Raw genomic sequence first — 13,633 nt, 5'->3', positions numbered from 1 at the left:
CCCATGCGCTGTCTCGTCGTCGCCGATCTCCACTACGCGCTGCCGCAGTTCGACTGGCTGGTGGCTGCGGCCGATCATTTCGATGCAGTGGTGTTCGCCGGCGACGCGCTCGACCTCGCCTCGATCGTCGACATCCGTGCGCAGATCGTGGTCGTGAAGACCTATCTCGCGCTGCTGGCGGCCAAGACACGCGTGATGATCTGCTCCGGCAATCACGACCTGGAGGAGCGCAGCGCCGAGGGCGAGAAGATCGCGGCCTGGATCGGGACGGTCCGCGAGCTCGGGATCGCGGCCGATGGCGACGACCTCCTGATCGGCGAGACGCTGTTCTCCATCTGCCCATGGTGGGACGGGCCGCTGGTGAAGGCGGCGATCCAGCGCCAGCTCGAAGCCGCCGCCGAGCGGCCGGCCGCGCGCTGGATCTGGGTGCACCACGCCCCGCCGGCCAACTCGCCGGTCAGTTGGGGCGGCAAACGCTTCTTCGGTGACACCGAGCTCGAAGGCTTCATCGCACACCACCGGCCGGCGATGGTGATCTCCGGCCATGTTCACCAGTCGCCCTTCATCAAGGACGGGTCGTGGTTCGATCGCGTAGGTGAAACCTGGGTCTTCAACACCGGGCGGCAGCCTGGACGGCCTCCGACTTACATCGTGATCGACACCGACGCCGAGCAGGCGTTCTGGCTGGCGGCCGGGCAAGCCGAGTGGATCGATCTCGCCAGCCCGCTGCAGCGGCCGGCGCAGCCGGTGACCGTGGCGCCGGAGTGGCTCAGAGCCGTGGATCGGATTCCAGATCCGTTCCTGGCGAGACCTGCTGCGGCGGCAGGTTGATCATGCTCTGCAGCACCTCGCCGACCATCGACAGATGCGTGCCGTGGCCGGCATATTGCCGCTTGAGATCGGCGAGATAGGTGTTGGCGACATTGAGGCGCTGCGCCAGCATGCGCGCGATCCACAGCGTCGCCTCCGGATTTTCAGCCAGGAAACGCTGGGCATCGAGAATCTCGTAGATCCGGCACTCCGTCACGGCCCGCACGGTCGCCGTGTGCGGCTGCGCCAGCAAGAGCGACATCTCGCCGAACAGCGCGCCCGGCTCGGAGACGACGGCCACGGTCGCGCCGGCCTTGATCACCTCCAGCCGGCCATCGAGCAGGATGTAGAGGTGCCCGGTGCTGTGGCCCTCCATGAGCAGCTCGGTGCCTGCAGCCATGCTGCGCTCATGTCCACCAGTGCAGTGACGCAGGAAGTCGGTCATGGGCTCGTCCACGATGTTTTCGCCAAACGCGAAGCTAACCGACAAGCAGCCGGTCGCCACGCAAAATCATTGTGGCACTTCATGGCGGCTGCGGAAATGGATTATGAGCTGTCTCGAGAGGGGATGCTTGGCCACCCACGCCTCCATGCAACGTTGCGCGACAGGTCGCTCAGTTGTTCGAGCAGAAGCGCGATCGGCGAGGCGCACACACGTGCTTCTAGAGCGGATTGCCATTGGCCTGGAGAAACTGCGTCTGCCGCAGACGCAGCACGGATGGCTGGGAAAGACGATCCAGCGCATGCGCATGGTAGGCGGTGAGAGATTCGAACTCCCGACCCTCTCGGTGTAAACGAGATGCTCTAACCAGCTGAGCTAACCGCCCGTCGCGCTGCGCCTCTTTACCCCCTGCCCGGCGCGCAATCAACGCCGGAACCGCACGGCGGCGGTGGGAAAGCGGCGGCGGCCGGGGCTAGATGCCGAACAACGCACGTCACAAACGAAAACGGCGCCCTCTCGGGCGCCGTTTCCTTGGATAGGTTCGGATCTCAGTGGGCGGTCAGGCCGCCGGCGGCTTCGTCGCCATCGGCCTTCACGGGCACCTTGGTGTCCTCTTCCCAGACGATCGGCACCGGCTTGCGGACCAGGGCCCGGGCGACGACGTCGTCGAGACGGGAGACCGGGATGATCTCCATGCCGCCCTTGATCGCATCGGAAATCTCCGTGAGATCCTTGGCGTTGTCCTCGGGGATCAGCACCGTCTTGATGCCGCCGCGGGCCGCCGCCAGCAGCTTCTCCTTCAGGCCGCCGATCGGCAGCACGCGACCGCGCAGGGTGATCTCACCGGTCATCGCCACGTCGTGACGGATCGGAATGCCCGTCATGACCGAGATGATCGCAGTCGCCATCGCGACGCCCGCTGACGGACCGTCCTTCGGGGTTGCCCCCTCCGGCACGTGGACGTGGATGTCGCGGCGGTCGAACATCGGCGGCTCGATGCCATAGATGATCGCCCGCGAGCGGACGTAGGACGCCGCAGCCGAGATCGACTCCTTCATGACGTCGCGCAGATTGCCGGTCACCGTCATCTTGCCCTTGCCCGGCATCATGACGCCTTCGATGGTCAGCAGCTCGCCGCCGACATCGGTCCACGCCAGACCCGTGACGATACCGACCTGATCGTCCTGCTCGATCTCACCGAAGCGATACTTCGGCACACCCAAGAATTCCTCGACGGCCTTCTCGGTGACCTTCACCGACTTCTTCTTGGAGATCATGAGCTCCTTCACGGCCTTGCGGGCCAGTGTCGAAATCTCACGCTCCAGGTTACGCACGCCCGCCTCGCGGGTGTAGCGCCTGATCACGAGCAGCAGCGCATCGTCGTCGATCGACCATTCCTTCGAATCCAGGCCGTGCTTCGACAGCGCGGACGGGATCAGATGCTTGCGGGCGATCTCGACCTTCTCGGTCTCGGTGTAGCCCGCGATACGGATGATCTCCATGCGGTCCATCAGCGGCCCGGGAATATTGAGCGTATTCGCGGTCGTGATGAACATCACGTTCGACAGGTCGTAGTCGACCTCCAGATAGTGGTCGTTGAACGTCGTGTTCTGCTCGGGGTCCAGGACCTCCAGCAGCGCCGACGACGGGTCCCCCCGGAAGTCCGAGCCCATCTTGTCGATCTCGTCCAAGAGGAACAGCGGGTTCGAGGTCTTGGCCTTGCGCATCGACTGGATGATCTTGCCGGGCATCGAGCCGATATAGGTCCGGCGGTGGCCGCGGATCTCGGCCTCGTCACGCACGCCGCCGAGCGACACGCGAACGAATTCGCGGCCCGTGGCCTTCGCGATCGACTTGCCGAGCGAGGTCTTGCCGACGCCGGGAGGTCCGACCAGGCACAGGATCGGGCCGGTCAGCTTGTTGGCGCGCGACTGCACCGCCAGATACTCGACGATGCGGTCCTTGACCTTCTCCAGACCATAGTGATCCGCATCCAGAACCGCCTGCGCGGCCTCCAGATCCTTCTTCACCTTGGACTTCTTGTTCCACGGGATCGACAGCAGCCAATCCAGGTAGTTGCGCACGACGGTCGCTTCCGCGGACATCGGCGACATCTGGCGCAGTTTCTTCAACTCGTGCTGAGCCTTCTCGCGCGCTTCCTTGGAGAGCTTGGTCTTGTTGATGCGCTCTTCCAGATCGGCGAGCTCGTCGCGGCCGTCCTCGTCGCCCAGCTCCTTCTGAATGGCCTTCATCTGCTCATTCAGGTAGTACTCGCGCTGGGTCTTCTCCATCTGGCGCTTGACACGCGAGCGGATGCGCTTCTCGACCTGCAGCACCGAGATCTCGCTCTCCATCAGGCCCAGCACCTTCTCCAGGCGCGTGGTGACGGACAGCGTCTCCAGAATGCCCTGGCGATCGGCGATCTTGACGGCGAGATGCGAGGCAACCGTGTCGGCCAGCTTGCCGAAATCGGTGATCGACTGAACGACGCCGACGACCTCGGCGGAGATCTTCTTGTTCAGCTTCACATAGCTCTCGAAATCCGACACGACGGAGCGCCCGAGGGCTTCCGCCTCGACAGACTTCGCATCGGTGTCCTCGAGCGCGACAGCCGTGGCTTCGTAGTAGTCGGCACGATCGGTGTACTTCTCGACGCGCGCGCGCTCCAGGCCTTCGACCAGCACCTTCACGGTGCCGTCGGGCAGCTTCAGGAGTTGCAGCACGCTGGCGAGCGTCCCGGTTTCATAGATGGCGTCCGCAGCCGGATCATCATCGGACGCATTCTTCTGCGTCGCCAGCATCACCAGCGCGTCGTTCTTCATCACCTCTTCGAGGGCGCGGATCGATTTCTCGCGGCCAACGAACAGCGGCACGATGTTGTGCGGAAAGACGACGATGTCACGGAGCGGCAGAACCGGATAAGCGTGGCTCTCGCCGTAAACGATTGTCGGCCGGGGTTTAGGGGTCGTCATGGCCTGTTCCTTTTGTTTTGCCCCCTTGCACGCAGCCCGCCATCGTGCGCAACCGCCACAAGGTGCGATCTGATCCGGATTTCACTGGCGCACCATGTCGCCCGCTTATTCGGATCGTTGTGAGGCGAATCCCGGGATTGAGATTTGTGTCGCCACTGCACATTAGGTGGCTATCGACCCGGGGGGTGTCAAGTATCGGAAAACGCCCGCCAATTAAGGCTTTACACGGCGGGATACTGAAACGCTGCGAAGCCGCGGACGGTAACGTCCGCGGCCACCGCAAAACCAGGAAACCGAGCTATTATGTCTGCCGTGCCAGCGCGGCTACGCGCTGGCACTGCTTTCGACCGCGCGATCGGAGCGATCGGCGTAGATGTAGAGCGGGCGGGCGGTGCCCTCGACCACCTCGCGCGAGATCACCACTTCCTCGACGCCTTCCAGGCCCGGCAGGTCGAACATGGTCTCGAGCAGGATGCTCTCCAGGATCGACCGCAGACCACGCGCACCGGTCTTGCGCTCGATGGCCTTGCGGGCCACGGCACCCAGCGCCTCGTCGGCGAAAGTGAGCTCGATGTTCTCCATCTCGAACAGCCGCTGATACTGCTTCACCAGCGCGTTCTTGGGCTCGGTCAGGATCTTCTTCAGCGAGTTCTCGTCGAGATCCTCGAGCGTCGCCACGACCGGCAGACGGCCGACGAACTCAGGGATCAGGCCGTATTTCAGCAGATCCTCGGGCTCGACGTGACGGAAGATCTCACCCGTGCGGCGGTCTTCCGGCGCCAGAACCTGAGCCGCGAAACCGATCGAGGTCGACCGGCCGCGCGCCGAAATGATCTTCTCGAGGCCGGAGAAGGCACCACCGCAGATGAACAGGATGTTGGTGGTGTCGACCTGCAGGAACTCCTGCTGCGGATGCTTGCGGCCGCCCTGCGGCGGAACCGACGCAACCGTGCCTTCCATGATCTTCAGCAGCGCCTGCTGGACGCCCTCGCCCGACACGTCGCGGGTGATCGACGGATTGTCCGACTTGCGACTGATCTTGTCGATCTCGTCGATGTAGACAATGCCACGCTGCGCGCGCTCGACATTGTAGTCGGCCGCCTGCAGCAGCTTCAGGATGATGTTCTCGACGTCCTCGCCGACATAGCCGGCCTCGGTCAGGGTCGTCGCATCTGCCATCGTGAACGGCACGTCCAGGATGCGGGCGAGCGTCTGCGCGAGCAGCGTCTTGCCCGAGCCGGTCGGACCGATCAGCAGGATGTTCGACTTCGCGAGCTCGACGTCCGAGTGCTTGGTCTGGTGGTTCAGCCGCTTGTAGTGATTGTGGACAGCGACCGACAGCACCTTCTTCGCATGGTTCTGACCGATCACGTAATCGTCGAGAACCTTGCAGATTTCCTTCGGCGTCGGAATGCCGTCACGCGACTTGACCAGCGAGGACTTGTTCTCCTCGCGGATGATGTCCATGCAGAGTTCGACGCACTCGTCGCAGATGAAGACGGTTGGACCTGCGATCAGTTTGCGGACTTCGTGCTGGCTCTTGCCGCAGAACGAGCAATAAAGCGTGTTCTTCGAGTCGCTCGTGCCGACCTTACTCATTCCTGTCTCCGTCCGCGGTTCGCTCTTGTCCGCTCGTTCGCTCCAATCCGGCACGGGCCGGACCAGCTTGGTGAAAGAGCAAATTTCGTACCAAAATTAAGACCTTGTTCTTCACCCGTCGTGCACCCACGACCTACGCGAATCCCCCACGATCCATAACTGGACACTCTAGCCAATCATGCTGTCATCCGACTATCAAGAATTCGCTAATCGGACCACAGACCCTAGACCGTGACATTACCGTGATTTTAGGGCTTGACAGGGTCATGGCCAGCGAAATCGACGGAACGTTGCGCGTATGCCACGCCTGTTCGGCGAGCGCACGACGAGGTTGCGGCCAAATATGGCCGCACCCGAATACCTTTAACTGCATTGGGCCGGCTCGCGCCGGCCATGATGCGCAGAAAACAGCACCTGGGCTTGAAACCTCAAACCCGCGGGCCTCACTTGTCAGGCCTCACTTGGCCATCGGCGCCGGATCTTCCGGCCGCTTGTCGATCACCTTGTCGATCAGGCCGAACTCGGCAGCGGCTTCCGCAGTAAGGAATTTGTCGCGTTCCAGCGCATCCTCGATCGCCTTGTAGGACTGGCCGGTATGCTTCACGTAGATCTCGTTGAGCCGCTTCTTCAGGCTCAGGATTTCCTGCGCGTGCAGCATGATGTCGGTGGCCTGGCCCTGGAAGCCGCCGGAGGGCTGGTGAACCATGATGCGCGAATTCGGCAATGAGAAGCGCATGTCCTTGTGACCGGCGCACAGCAGCAGCGAGCCCATCGAAGCCGCCTGTCCCGTGCACAGCGTCGACACCGCGGGACGAATGAACTGCATCGTATCGTAGATCGCCAGACCCGACGTCACCACCCCGCCCGGCGAGTTGATGTACATCGCGATTTCCTTCTTCGGGTTCTCGGCCTCAAGGAACAGCAGCTGCGCGACGATCAGGGTCGCCATGCCGTCTTCGACCGGGCCGGTCACGAAGATGATGCGCTCCTTCAGGAGGCGCGAGAAGATATCGTAAGCGCGCTCACCGCGGTTGGTCTGTTCGACCACCATGGGCACAAGGTTCATATAGGTTTCGACGGGATCGCGCATGAATCACCCAAGGGTTGGACCAGCAGTTGAAGACGACCGGCCGCCGCAGGCAGGGGCTCACCAAAGGGAGCAACGACGACGGACAGAGGCCCGTGATGCAGAACTTCAAGACCGAGCCCACAGATATGGACCATTTTCCCGGTGACAAGACCGGACCAGCATGGCCTTCCGCGAGCGAGCCTTTGTGCTGTTCAAGCTGATTCCCCGCCGCCCGGCCAGAAGAGGAAGCGGGCCGGCCGGCGCTTTCGCCGGTCAACCTTAATCGTCGGCTTATCGTCCCGGGCAGCGTCACAGTGCGGCCCCGTCAGGCCGCACTGTCGTCACCATCAGGCCGCCTTGTCGTTCTCATCGTCCTTGAAGAGCTCGTCCTTGGAGACCTTCTTCTCGGTGACGTTGGCGAGCTCGAGGATGAAGTCGACGACCTTGTCCTCGTAGATCGGGGCCCGCAGCTGCGCGAGCGCCTGCGGGTTGCTGCGGTAGAAGTCCCAGACCTCCTTCTCGCGACCCGGCATCGAGCGAGCGCGCTCGATCACGGCGCGGCTGACCTCGTCGTCGGTCACGGTGATCTTGTTCTTCTCGCCGATCTCCGACAGCACAAGGCCGAGCCGCACGCGACGGTCGGCGATGGTGCGATACTCCTCCTTCGCCTTCTCCTCGGTGGTGTTCTCGTCGGCGAAGGTCTTGCCGCTGGAGTCCATCTCGGCCTTCACCGAGTTCCACATCAGGTTGAACTCCTCGTCGATCAGCGAGGGCGGCGCATCGAATTTGTGCGTCTCGTCGAGGCGGTCGAGCAGCGCGCGCTTCACGCGCTGGCGGGTCGCCTGGTTGAACTCGCCAGCGAGGCGGTCGCGCATCAGCTGCTTCAGCTTGTCGAGCGATTCGAGACCCAGCGTCTTGGCGAACTCGTCGTCGACGACCTTGTCTTCGGGCGTTTCGATCGCGGTCGCGGTGGTCTCGAACTCGGCGTCCTTTCCGGCGAGATCGTTGTTCAGGTAGTTCTTCGGGAACGCGACCTTGAGCGTCCGGGTCTCGCCGACGCCGATGCCGATCAGCTGATCCTCGAAGCCGGGGATGAAGGTGTTCGAGCCGATCACGACGTCGATGCCCTCGCCGGTGCCGCCGTCGAACGCCACGCCGTCGATCGTGCCCTTGAAGTTGACCTTCACGCGGTCGCCGCTCTCGGCCTTGGCGCCCTCGGCCTTGGCCGCATAGCTGCGGTTGGCGTCGGCCAGACGCTTGATCGCCTCGTCGACATCGGCGTCGGTGATGTCGGCGACCGGCTTTTCAACCGAGAAGGTCTTGAAGTCGGCGAGCGTGATCGCCGGCACGACCTCGACGGCCACCGTGTAGGTGAGGTCCGACTGGCCGCTGAGGATCTTCTCGACTTCGGCTTCCTCGGTCGGCATCGTCACCTTCGGCTCGGTGGCGAGACGGAAGCCGCGCTCGGTGAAGATCTGCGTGTTGGTGTCGCGGATGGTCTGGTCGATGGTCTCGGCCATGACCGACTTGCCGTAGATCTTCTTCAGATGCGCCACCGGCACCTTGCCGGGACGGAAGCCGTTGATGCGGACCTTGTCCTTCAGGTCGACCAGCTTCGCATCCGCCTTGGCGTCGAGATCGGCCGCGGGGACGCTGACCTGGAACTCGTGCTTCAAGCCTTCCGACAAGGTTTCTGTGACCTGCATGGCGTCAATCTTCTTCCGCTTCGGTTCGGACCCTTGCGATCCGAACACACCTGATTCAATTGTGGACGACGCGCGGCCAGAGCCTTGCGCCGGTGGGATCGGCGACCCCGCCCTCCATCGCGGAGAACGGGCGCGCCGTGAAACTTGGGGCAAACGCCGGAGAAGCGCTTGGTGCGGGCGGAGGGACTCGAACCCCCACAACTTTCGTCACTGGAACCTAAATCCAGCGCGTCTACCAGTTCCGCCACGCCCGCGTGAACTGCATCGATAGCCCGGCCGCGATGCCGCGGGCGGCGCGGCTTATACCACGCGTGAAACCGTCCGCAGCAAAAAAATGGGCCTTCGACAGTGCCCGCGGCCAGCCGATCGGCCAAGCTCGCCGCACACATAAGGGAAAACAGCATGATGCGCATCCCCCTCAATCAACAATGTTTTGTCGCATGAGGCCGGCTTCCGAGCGGCTCAGCCGGCGGTCCCTGCTCGGCGGCTTTGCCGCAGCCCTGGCCGGCACGGTCCCGCGGTTCGCGACGGCGGCCGAGCGCCTGGCGGTGGCGCTGGAGGCGCGGACCGAATCTGTGGCGCTGAGCTCCGGCCGCGCCGCGTCCGAGGTCTGGCGGCTGACCGGAACCGCCCCGGTGCTTCGGCTCCAGCGCGGCGCCGCACTCGATCTCGCTTTGACGAATGGACTGAAGATCCCGGCGGCGCTGTCCGGGCGGGGCCTCGCTCTGCCGGCCCCCCTGGCCGTCCAGGCGCCGGTCAGTCCGGGCGGCCGCACCAGCATGCCGGCCCGGCTGGCGCGCGCCGGCACCGGATTGCTCGACCTGCGCCTGCTGGCAGACGGTGCCGCGGCACCGATCCGGCCACTGGCTCTGATCGTCGATGAGGCCCCGGCGGTAAGCTTCGACCGTGACGAGGTTTTCCTGGTCGAGGACTTCCGGCTCAAGGCCGACGGCAGCGCGATCGCGCCGGGCCTCGATCCCGGCGAGACCGAGCTCTTGTACACGGTCAACGGCCAGCTTCAGCCGGAGCTGGCGCTGCCCGCCCAGGCGCGGGCCAGGCTGAGGTTCATCAATGGCTGCCATCGCGCTGTGATCGCACTCAAAATCGCCGAGCTCGACGCCGTGAGGGTGCTGGCAATCGACAGCCAGCCCGCCGAACCGTTCCTGGCCCGCAATGGCGCTGTGGTGCTGCCGCCCGGCGGCCGCGCCGACGTGGTCATCGACATGCCCCCGGCCAAGGCGTCGCTCCCGGTGCTGCTGCATGACGGCCGCGCGGCGCGCCCTGTGGCCCGCCTGCTGGTCTCGACCGAGCCGCCGCTGCGGGCCACCGCGCTGCCGCCACCGGGCCCTCTCCCCGCGTCCGGCTTGCCGGACCAGCTTGACCTACGCGCGGCGGTTCGCGCGGAGCTCGCGCTTGACGGTTCCGATTGGCGCCTGCCGACCCAGTTCGCCACGACCATGGCGCCCGCCTTTCAGGCCAAGGCCGGCCGCGTCATCGTGCTGGCGCTCGCCAACAAGACCGCCGGCACCGCCGTGGTCCATCTCCACGGCCAGCCGTTCCGGCTGCTCGACCGGCTCGACGATGGCTGGAAGCCGTATTGGCTCGACACGCTGGCGCTGGAAGCTGGCCAGACCCAGCGCATCGCCTTCCTGGCCGAGCAATCCGGCCGGTTCCTGATCGAGACCATGGCGACAAACTGGGCGGCGCCTCGCCGGTTGCGATGGTATGAGATCAGGTGAGGAAACGAACCAGGGAGAACTCCCGTGACCATTGCCGCCATTACTGGCGTCACCGCGCGTGCCGTGATCACGCCGATGAAACGCCCGCTGCGCAACGCCTTCGGCGTCATCGACACCGGCCCCCTGGTGCTGATCGACGTCGTGACCGATCAGGGGGTTACGGGCCACTCTTATCTGTTTACCTACACCAGGCTCGCGCTGAAGCCGCTGGTGCTGCTGGTCGAAGAGATCGGCCGCGAGCTCACCAGCAAGGCGCTGGTCCCGGTCGATCTGATGAAGCTCATGGACGCCAAATTCCGGCTGCTCGGCTGGCAGGGCCTGGTCGGCATGGCGGTGTCCGGTCTCGACATGGCATTTTGGGATGCGCTGGGTCAGATCGCCGGCAAGCCGGTGGTCGAGCTGCTTGGCGGCGCTGCGCGGCCGATTCCGGCCTATGACAGCTATGGCGTGCTCGACGCCAAGGCCGACGCGCGTACCTTGCGCACGGCCTGCGACGAGCACGGCTTCCGCGCCATCAAGACCAAAGGCGGCCATGGCGACCTCGCCACCGACGCAGCGATGATCGAAGGCCTGCGCGCTTTGCTCGGCCCCGACATCGCGCTGATGCTCGACTTCAACCAGTCGCTGGATCCCGCGGAAGCGACGCGCAGAATCACGCGTCTTGCGGATTACGATCTGACCTGGATCGAGGAGCCGGTGCCGCAGGAAAACCTCTCCGGTCACGCCCAGGTGCGCGAGCGCTCGGACATCCCGATCCAGGCCGGCGAGAACTGGTGGTTTCCGCGCGGCTTTGCCGAGGCGATCGCGGCCGGCGCCTCCGACTTCATCATGCCCGATCTGATGAAGGTCGGCGGCATCACCGGCTGGCTCAATGTCGCAGGCCAAGCCGACGCGGCCTCGATCCCGATGTCCAGCCACATCCTGCCCGAGGCCAGTGCGCATGTGCTGGCAGTGACGCCGACGGCGCACTTCCTGGAGGTGCTCGACTTCGCCGGCGCCATCCTCGCCGAGCCGCTGCAGGTGATCGACGGCAAGTTGACGGCACGAGGGCCCGGATTAGGGCTCGTTTGGAACGAGCACGCGGTCGCGAAATATCAGATGCAGTGAGCCGTCACGCGCGTGTCCAGCGGTAGAGCGCGTCAGGCTCGCGCTCTTCATTGCGGGCGCCATCGGTCTCCTCGACCAGCACGAAGCCGCGCCGCTCATAGAAGCGGCGGGCAGCCATATTGCGCTGGAATGTCCAGAGGTGCAGGCGATCGCCGGTGGTCTTGGCGAGGTCGAGCAGCGCGCTGCCGACGCCTCGCCCCTGTGCCTCGGGATGAACGTAGAGCTGGTCGATCCATTCCTTGCGCAATGCGATGAAGCCGGCCAGTTCGTCGCGCTGGAAAGCGCCCGACAACGCGCAGTCTCGAAACACGCGCTCGCGATAGAACCAGCGATCTTCATCCGGCGTATGCAGGCCGGCGAGCCAGGGCAAGGCTGCGTCGAATGCGGCACGATGGACGGCTGCGGCTGCGCCCATGTCCGACATTGCAAGCTGCCGGACCGTGTTCGCCATGCTCAATACTCGACGCCCAACCGGTCATAGAGGCGCCGGAACACCGCCGGCAATGTCTCGGTGAGGTCCTCGGCGATCAGGCCCGGCCCCGCCTCGGCGCCGGTCTCGCCATGCATCCAGACGCCGATACAGGCGGCCTCGAAGGCCGGCACGCCCTGCGCCAGAAGGCCGGCGATGATGCCAGCGAGCACGTCGCCGGCACCGGCCGTGGCGAGCCAGGGCGGCGCATTGGCCGCAATCGCGGCGCGGCCATCCGGCGCGGCGACCGTGGTGTCGGCCCCCTTCAGCAACACCACCGCGCCGCAGCGCGCGGCGGCGGCGCGCACGCGCTCCAGCTTGGAGCGGCCGGGATGCTTGTTGCTGAGATCCGAGAACAGCCGCGGAAATTCGCCCTCATGCGGGGTCAGCACGATCTGCGCCGCGGGCGTGGCCCTGATCTGCTCGAACAGCCGCTCCGGGGCGTCGGCAAAGCTCGTCAGCGCGTCAGCATCCAGCACGAGATGGCGCTGCGCCATGAGCGCCGTGAACACGAAATCGCGCGTGCGCTCGCTTATTCCCGTGCCCGGCCCGATGATGCAGGTGTTGTAGCGCTTGTCGCCGAGCAGCTCTGCGAATTCGAGGACGGTGTCGGCGGCGCGCACCATGACAGCCGTCAGCGCCGCCGCATTGACCGTGAGCGCGTCGCGCGGCGAGGCCAGCGTCACCAGGCCGGCGCCGGCGCGCAGCGCCGCGCGGGCCGCCATCCGCGCGGCCCCGGTCGCGGCGACGTCGCCGGACATCGCCAGCACATGCCCGCGCGCATATTTATGGCCATCGATGCGCGGCACGGGAAAGTGGCCGTGCCAAAGCTCGGGATCGTTCTCGAAGGCCTGCGGCTTGATTTCCTCCAGCACCTGCGGCGCGATGCCGATATCGGCGAGCCGGACACGGCCGCAATGCTGGCGGCCGGGAAGCAGAAGATGCGCCGGCTTCTTGCGGAAGAAGGTCACGGTCTCGGTCGCCTTGACGGCGATACCCATCACCGCCCCTGTGGTGCCATTGATTCCGCTCGGCAGATCGACCGCGAGCACCGGCGCACCATTGGCGTTGATCGCGGCGATGACATCGTGGGGATCGCCGGCCACCGGACGGCTGAGGCCGGCACCGAACAGCGCGTCGATGATCAAAGCCGGCTTGCCGATCGCCTGCGGCGTGAACGGCAGCACCGGAAATTTCCAGCCTCTGGCCGCGGAGGCCGCGTCGCCCTGCAGCGCATCGCGCTCGCACATCAGCACCACCGAGACCTCGCGGCCCTGCGCCGCGAGCTCCGCAGCTGCGACGAAACCATCGCCACCATTATTCCCGGGGCCGCAGACCACCAGGATCGGGCCGGTCTCCACCAGGTCCATGGCGGCATCGGCCACTGCCTGGCCGGCGCTCAGCATCAGCGAAAAACCCGGCGTCCCGGCGGCAATCGTCAGCCGGTCGGCCCGCTCCATTTCGCTCGTGGTCAAAACTTCCATCAATTCGCTCTTGTCCCCCGCAGCGGCCGCCGGGCGGCTGCGATATTCGTTCATTTGCCTGCGGCCGCAGCAGCGCCCTCGCCGCGATCGCCGTCCGCCCACCCTATTGCCGCGCCTGTCCGCAACTTCCAAGCGCGCATCGAAGACTGAAAAGCCGCGTGAAATGGCGGCACAGCCGCCTTTTCCCTGGGCATTCTGACCAGCCTGCGGATGCCACCGCCCCGCATGCACAACGT

General features: G+C 65.1%; 10 protein-coding genes and 2 tRNA genes. 3 read left to right on the top strand and 9 right to left on the bottom strand.

The features are described 5' to 3' along the window. Positions 1 to 3 precede the first annotated feature (3 nt). On the top strand, positions 4 to 831 hold the full coding sequence (locus ACVIJ6_RS27940) for a metallophosphoesterase family protein (protein ID WP_456775347.1): 828 nt from the start codon (positions 4 to 6) through the stop codon (positions 829 to 831). Here ACVIJ6_RS27940 and ACVIJ6_RS27935 read toward each other — a convergent pair. The 7 genes from ACVIJ6_RS27935 to ACVIJ6_RS27905 all read right to left on the bottom strand — a co-directional run bounded on the left by ACVIJ6_RS27935 (position 770) and on the right by ACVIJ6_RS27905 (position 8,852). Then, on the bottom strand, positions 770 to 1,255 hold the full coding sequence (locus ACVIJ6_RS27935; RefSeq protein WP_456775346.1) for a Crp/Fnr family transcriptional regulator: 486 nt from the start codon (positions 1,253 to 1,255) through the stop codon (positions 770 to 772). The genes ACVIJ6_RS27940 and ACVIJ6_RS27935 overlap by 62 nt on opposite strands. Before the next feature lie 305 nt (positions 1,256 to 1,560). Further along, positions 1,561 to 1,637, bottom strand: a tRNA-Val gene (locus tag ACVIJ6_RS27930). A 163-nt stretch (positions 1,638 to 1,800) separates the two neighbouring features. Beyond that, on the bottom strand, positions 1,801 to 4,224 hold the full coding sequence (gene lon, locus ACVIJ6_RS27925; protein ID WP_456775345.1) for an endopeptidase La: 2,424 nt from the start codon (positions 4,222 to 4,224) through the stop codon (positions 1,801 to 1,803). 324 nt (positions 4,225 to 4,548) lie between these two features. Next, positions 4,549 to 5,823, bottom strand: a complete 1,275-nt coding sequence (gene clpX / locus ACVIJ6_RS27920; RefSeq protein ID WP_012044595.1) for an ATP-dependent Clp protease ATP-binding subunit ClpX — start codon at positions 5,821 to 5,823, stop codon at positions 4,549 to 4,551. 457 nt (positions 5,824 to 6,280) lie between these two features. Beyond that, positions 6,281 to 6,913: an ATP-dependent Clp protease proteolytic subunit gene (locus ACVIJ6_RS27915; protein WP_012044596.1), complete on the bottom strand. Its 633-nt coding sequence runs from the start codon at positions 6,911 to 6,913 to the stop codon at positions 6,281 to 6,283. A gap of 326 nt (positions 6,914 to 7,239) precedes the next feature. Beyond that, complete coding sequence (gene tig, locus ACVIJ6_RS27910) at positions 7,240 to 8,598, bottom strand: trigger factor (protein ID WP_456775344.1); 1,359 nt, start codon at positions 8,596 to 8,598, stop codon at positions 7,240 to 7,242. A gap of 169 nt (positions 8,599 to 8,767) precedes the next feature. Continuing rightward, positions 8,768 to 8,852: transfer RNA gene (locus ACVIJ6_RS27905), tRNA-Leu, on the bottom strand. A gap of 174 nt (positions 8,853 to 9,026) precedes the next feature. Between ACVIJ6_RS27905 and ACVIJ6_RS27900 the strand changes: the two genes are divergently transcribed. Together ACVIJ6_RS27900 and ACVIJ6_RS27895 are read left to right on the top strand one after the other, a co-directional pair. Beyond that, entirely contained in the window at positions 9,027 to 10,337 is a 1,311-nt protein-coding gene (locus tag ACVIJ6_RS27900; protein ID WP_456775343.1) for a multicopper oxidase family protein, read from the top strand. A gap of 24 nt (positions 10,338 to 10,361) precedes the next feature. After that, complete coding sequence (locus ACVIJ6_RS27895) at positions 10,362 to 11,444, top strand: enolase C-terminal domain-like protein (protein WP_456775342.1); 1,083 nt, start codon at positions 10,362 to 10,364, stop codon at positions 11,442 to 11,444. A 4-nt stretch (positions 11,445 to 11,448) separates the two neighbouring features. On the opposite strand, the gene ACVIJ6_RS27890 is transcribed toward ACVIJ6_RS27895, so the two are convergent. Together ACVIJ6_RS27890 and ACVIJ6_RS27885 are read right to left on the bottom strand one after the other, a co-directional pair. Continuing rightward, positions 11,449 to 11,895, bottom strand: coding sequence for a GNAT family N-acetyltransferase (locus ACVIJ6_RS27890; RefSeq protein ID WP_456775341.1), 447 nt, complete (start codon positions 11,893 to 11,895; stop codon positions 11,449 to 11,451). Between the two features lie 2 nt (positions 11,896 to 11,897). Further along, entirely contained in the window at positions 11,898 to 13,397 is a 1,500-nt protein-coding gene (locus ACVIJ6_RS27885; RefSeq protein WP_456775340.1) for an NAD(P)H-hydrate dehydratase, read from the bottom strand. Between the last annotated feature and the right edge of the window lie 236 nt (positions 13,398 to 13,633).

The sequence above is a fragment of the Bradyrhizobium sp. USDA 4369 genome (assembly GCF_054056435.1).
This window is presented reverse-complemented; position numbering and strand designations above follow the sequence as displayed.

Coding starts and splice junctions, on each gene's coding strand:
- ACVIJ6_RS27940 (WP_456775347.1), top strand. CDS start 4: ATGCGCTGTCTCGTCGTCGCCGATCTCCACTACGCGCTGCCGCAGTTC.
- ACVIJ6_RS27935 (WP_456775346.1), bottom strand. CDS start 1,255: ATGACCGACTTCCTGCGTCACTGCACTGGTGGACATGAGCGCAGCATG.
- lon (WP_456775345.1), bottom strand. CDS start 4,224: ATGACGACCCCTAAACCCCGGCCGACAATCGTTTACGGCGAGAGCCAC.
- clpX (WP_012044595.1), bottom strand. CDS start 5,823: ATGAGTAAGGTCGGCACGAGCGACTCGAAGAACACGCTTTATTGCTCG.
- ACVIJ6_RS27915 (WP_012044596.1), bottom strand. CDS start 6,913: ATGCGCGATCCCGTCGAAACCTATATGAACCTTGTGCCCATGGTGGTC.
- tig (WP_456775344.1), bottom strand. CDS start 8,598: ATGCAGGTCACAGAAACCTTGTCGGAAGGCTTGAAGCACGAGTTCCAG.
- ACVIJ6_RS27900 (WP_456775343.1), top strand. CDS start 9,027: ATGTTTTGTCGCATGAGGCCGGCTTCCGAGCGGCTCAGCCGGCGGTCC.
- ACVIJ6_RS27890 (WP_456775341.1), bottom strand. CDS start 11,895: ATGGCGAACACGGTCCGGCAGCTTGCAATGTCGGACATGGGCGCAGCC.
- ACVIJ6_RS27885 (WP_456775340.1), bottom strand. CDS start 13,397: ATGGAAGTTTTGACCACGAGCGAAATGGAGCGGGCCGACCGGCTGACG.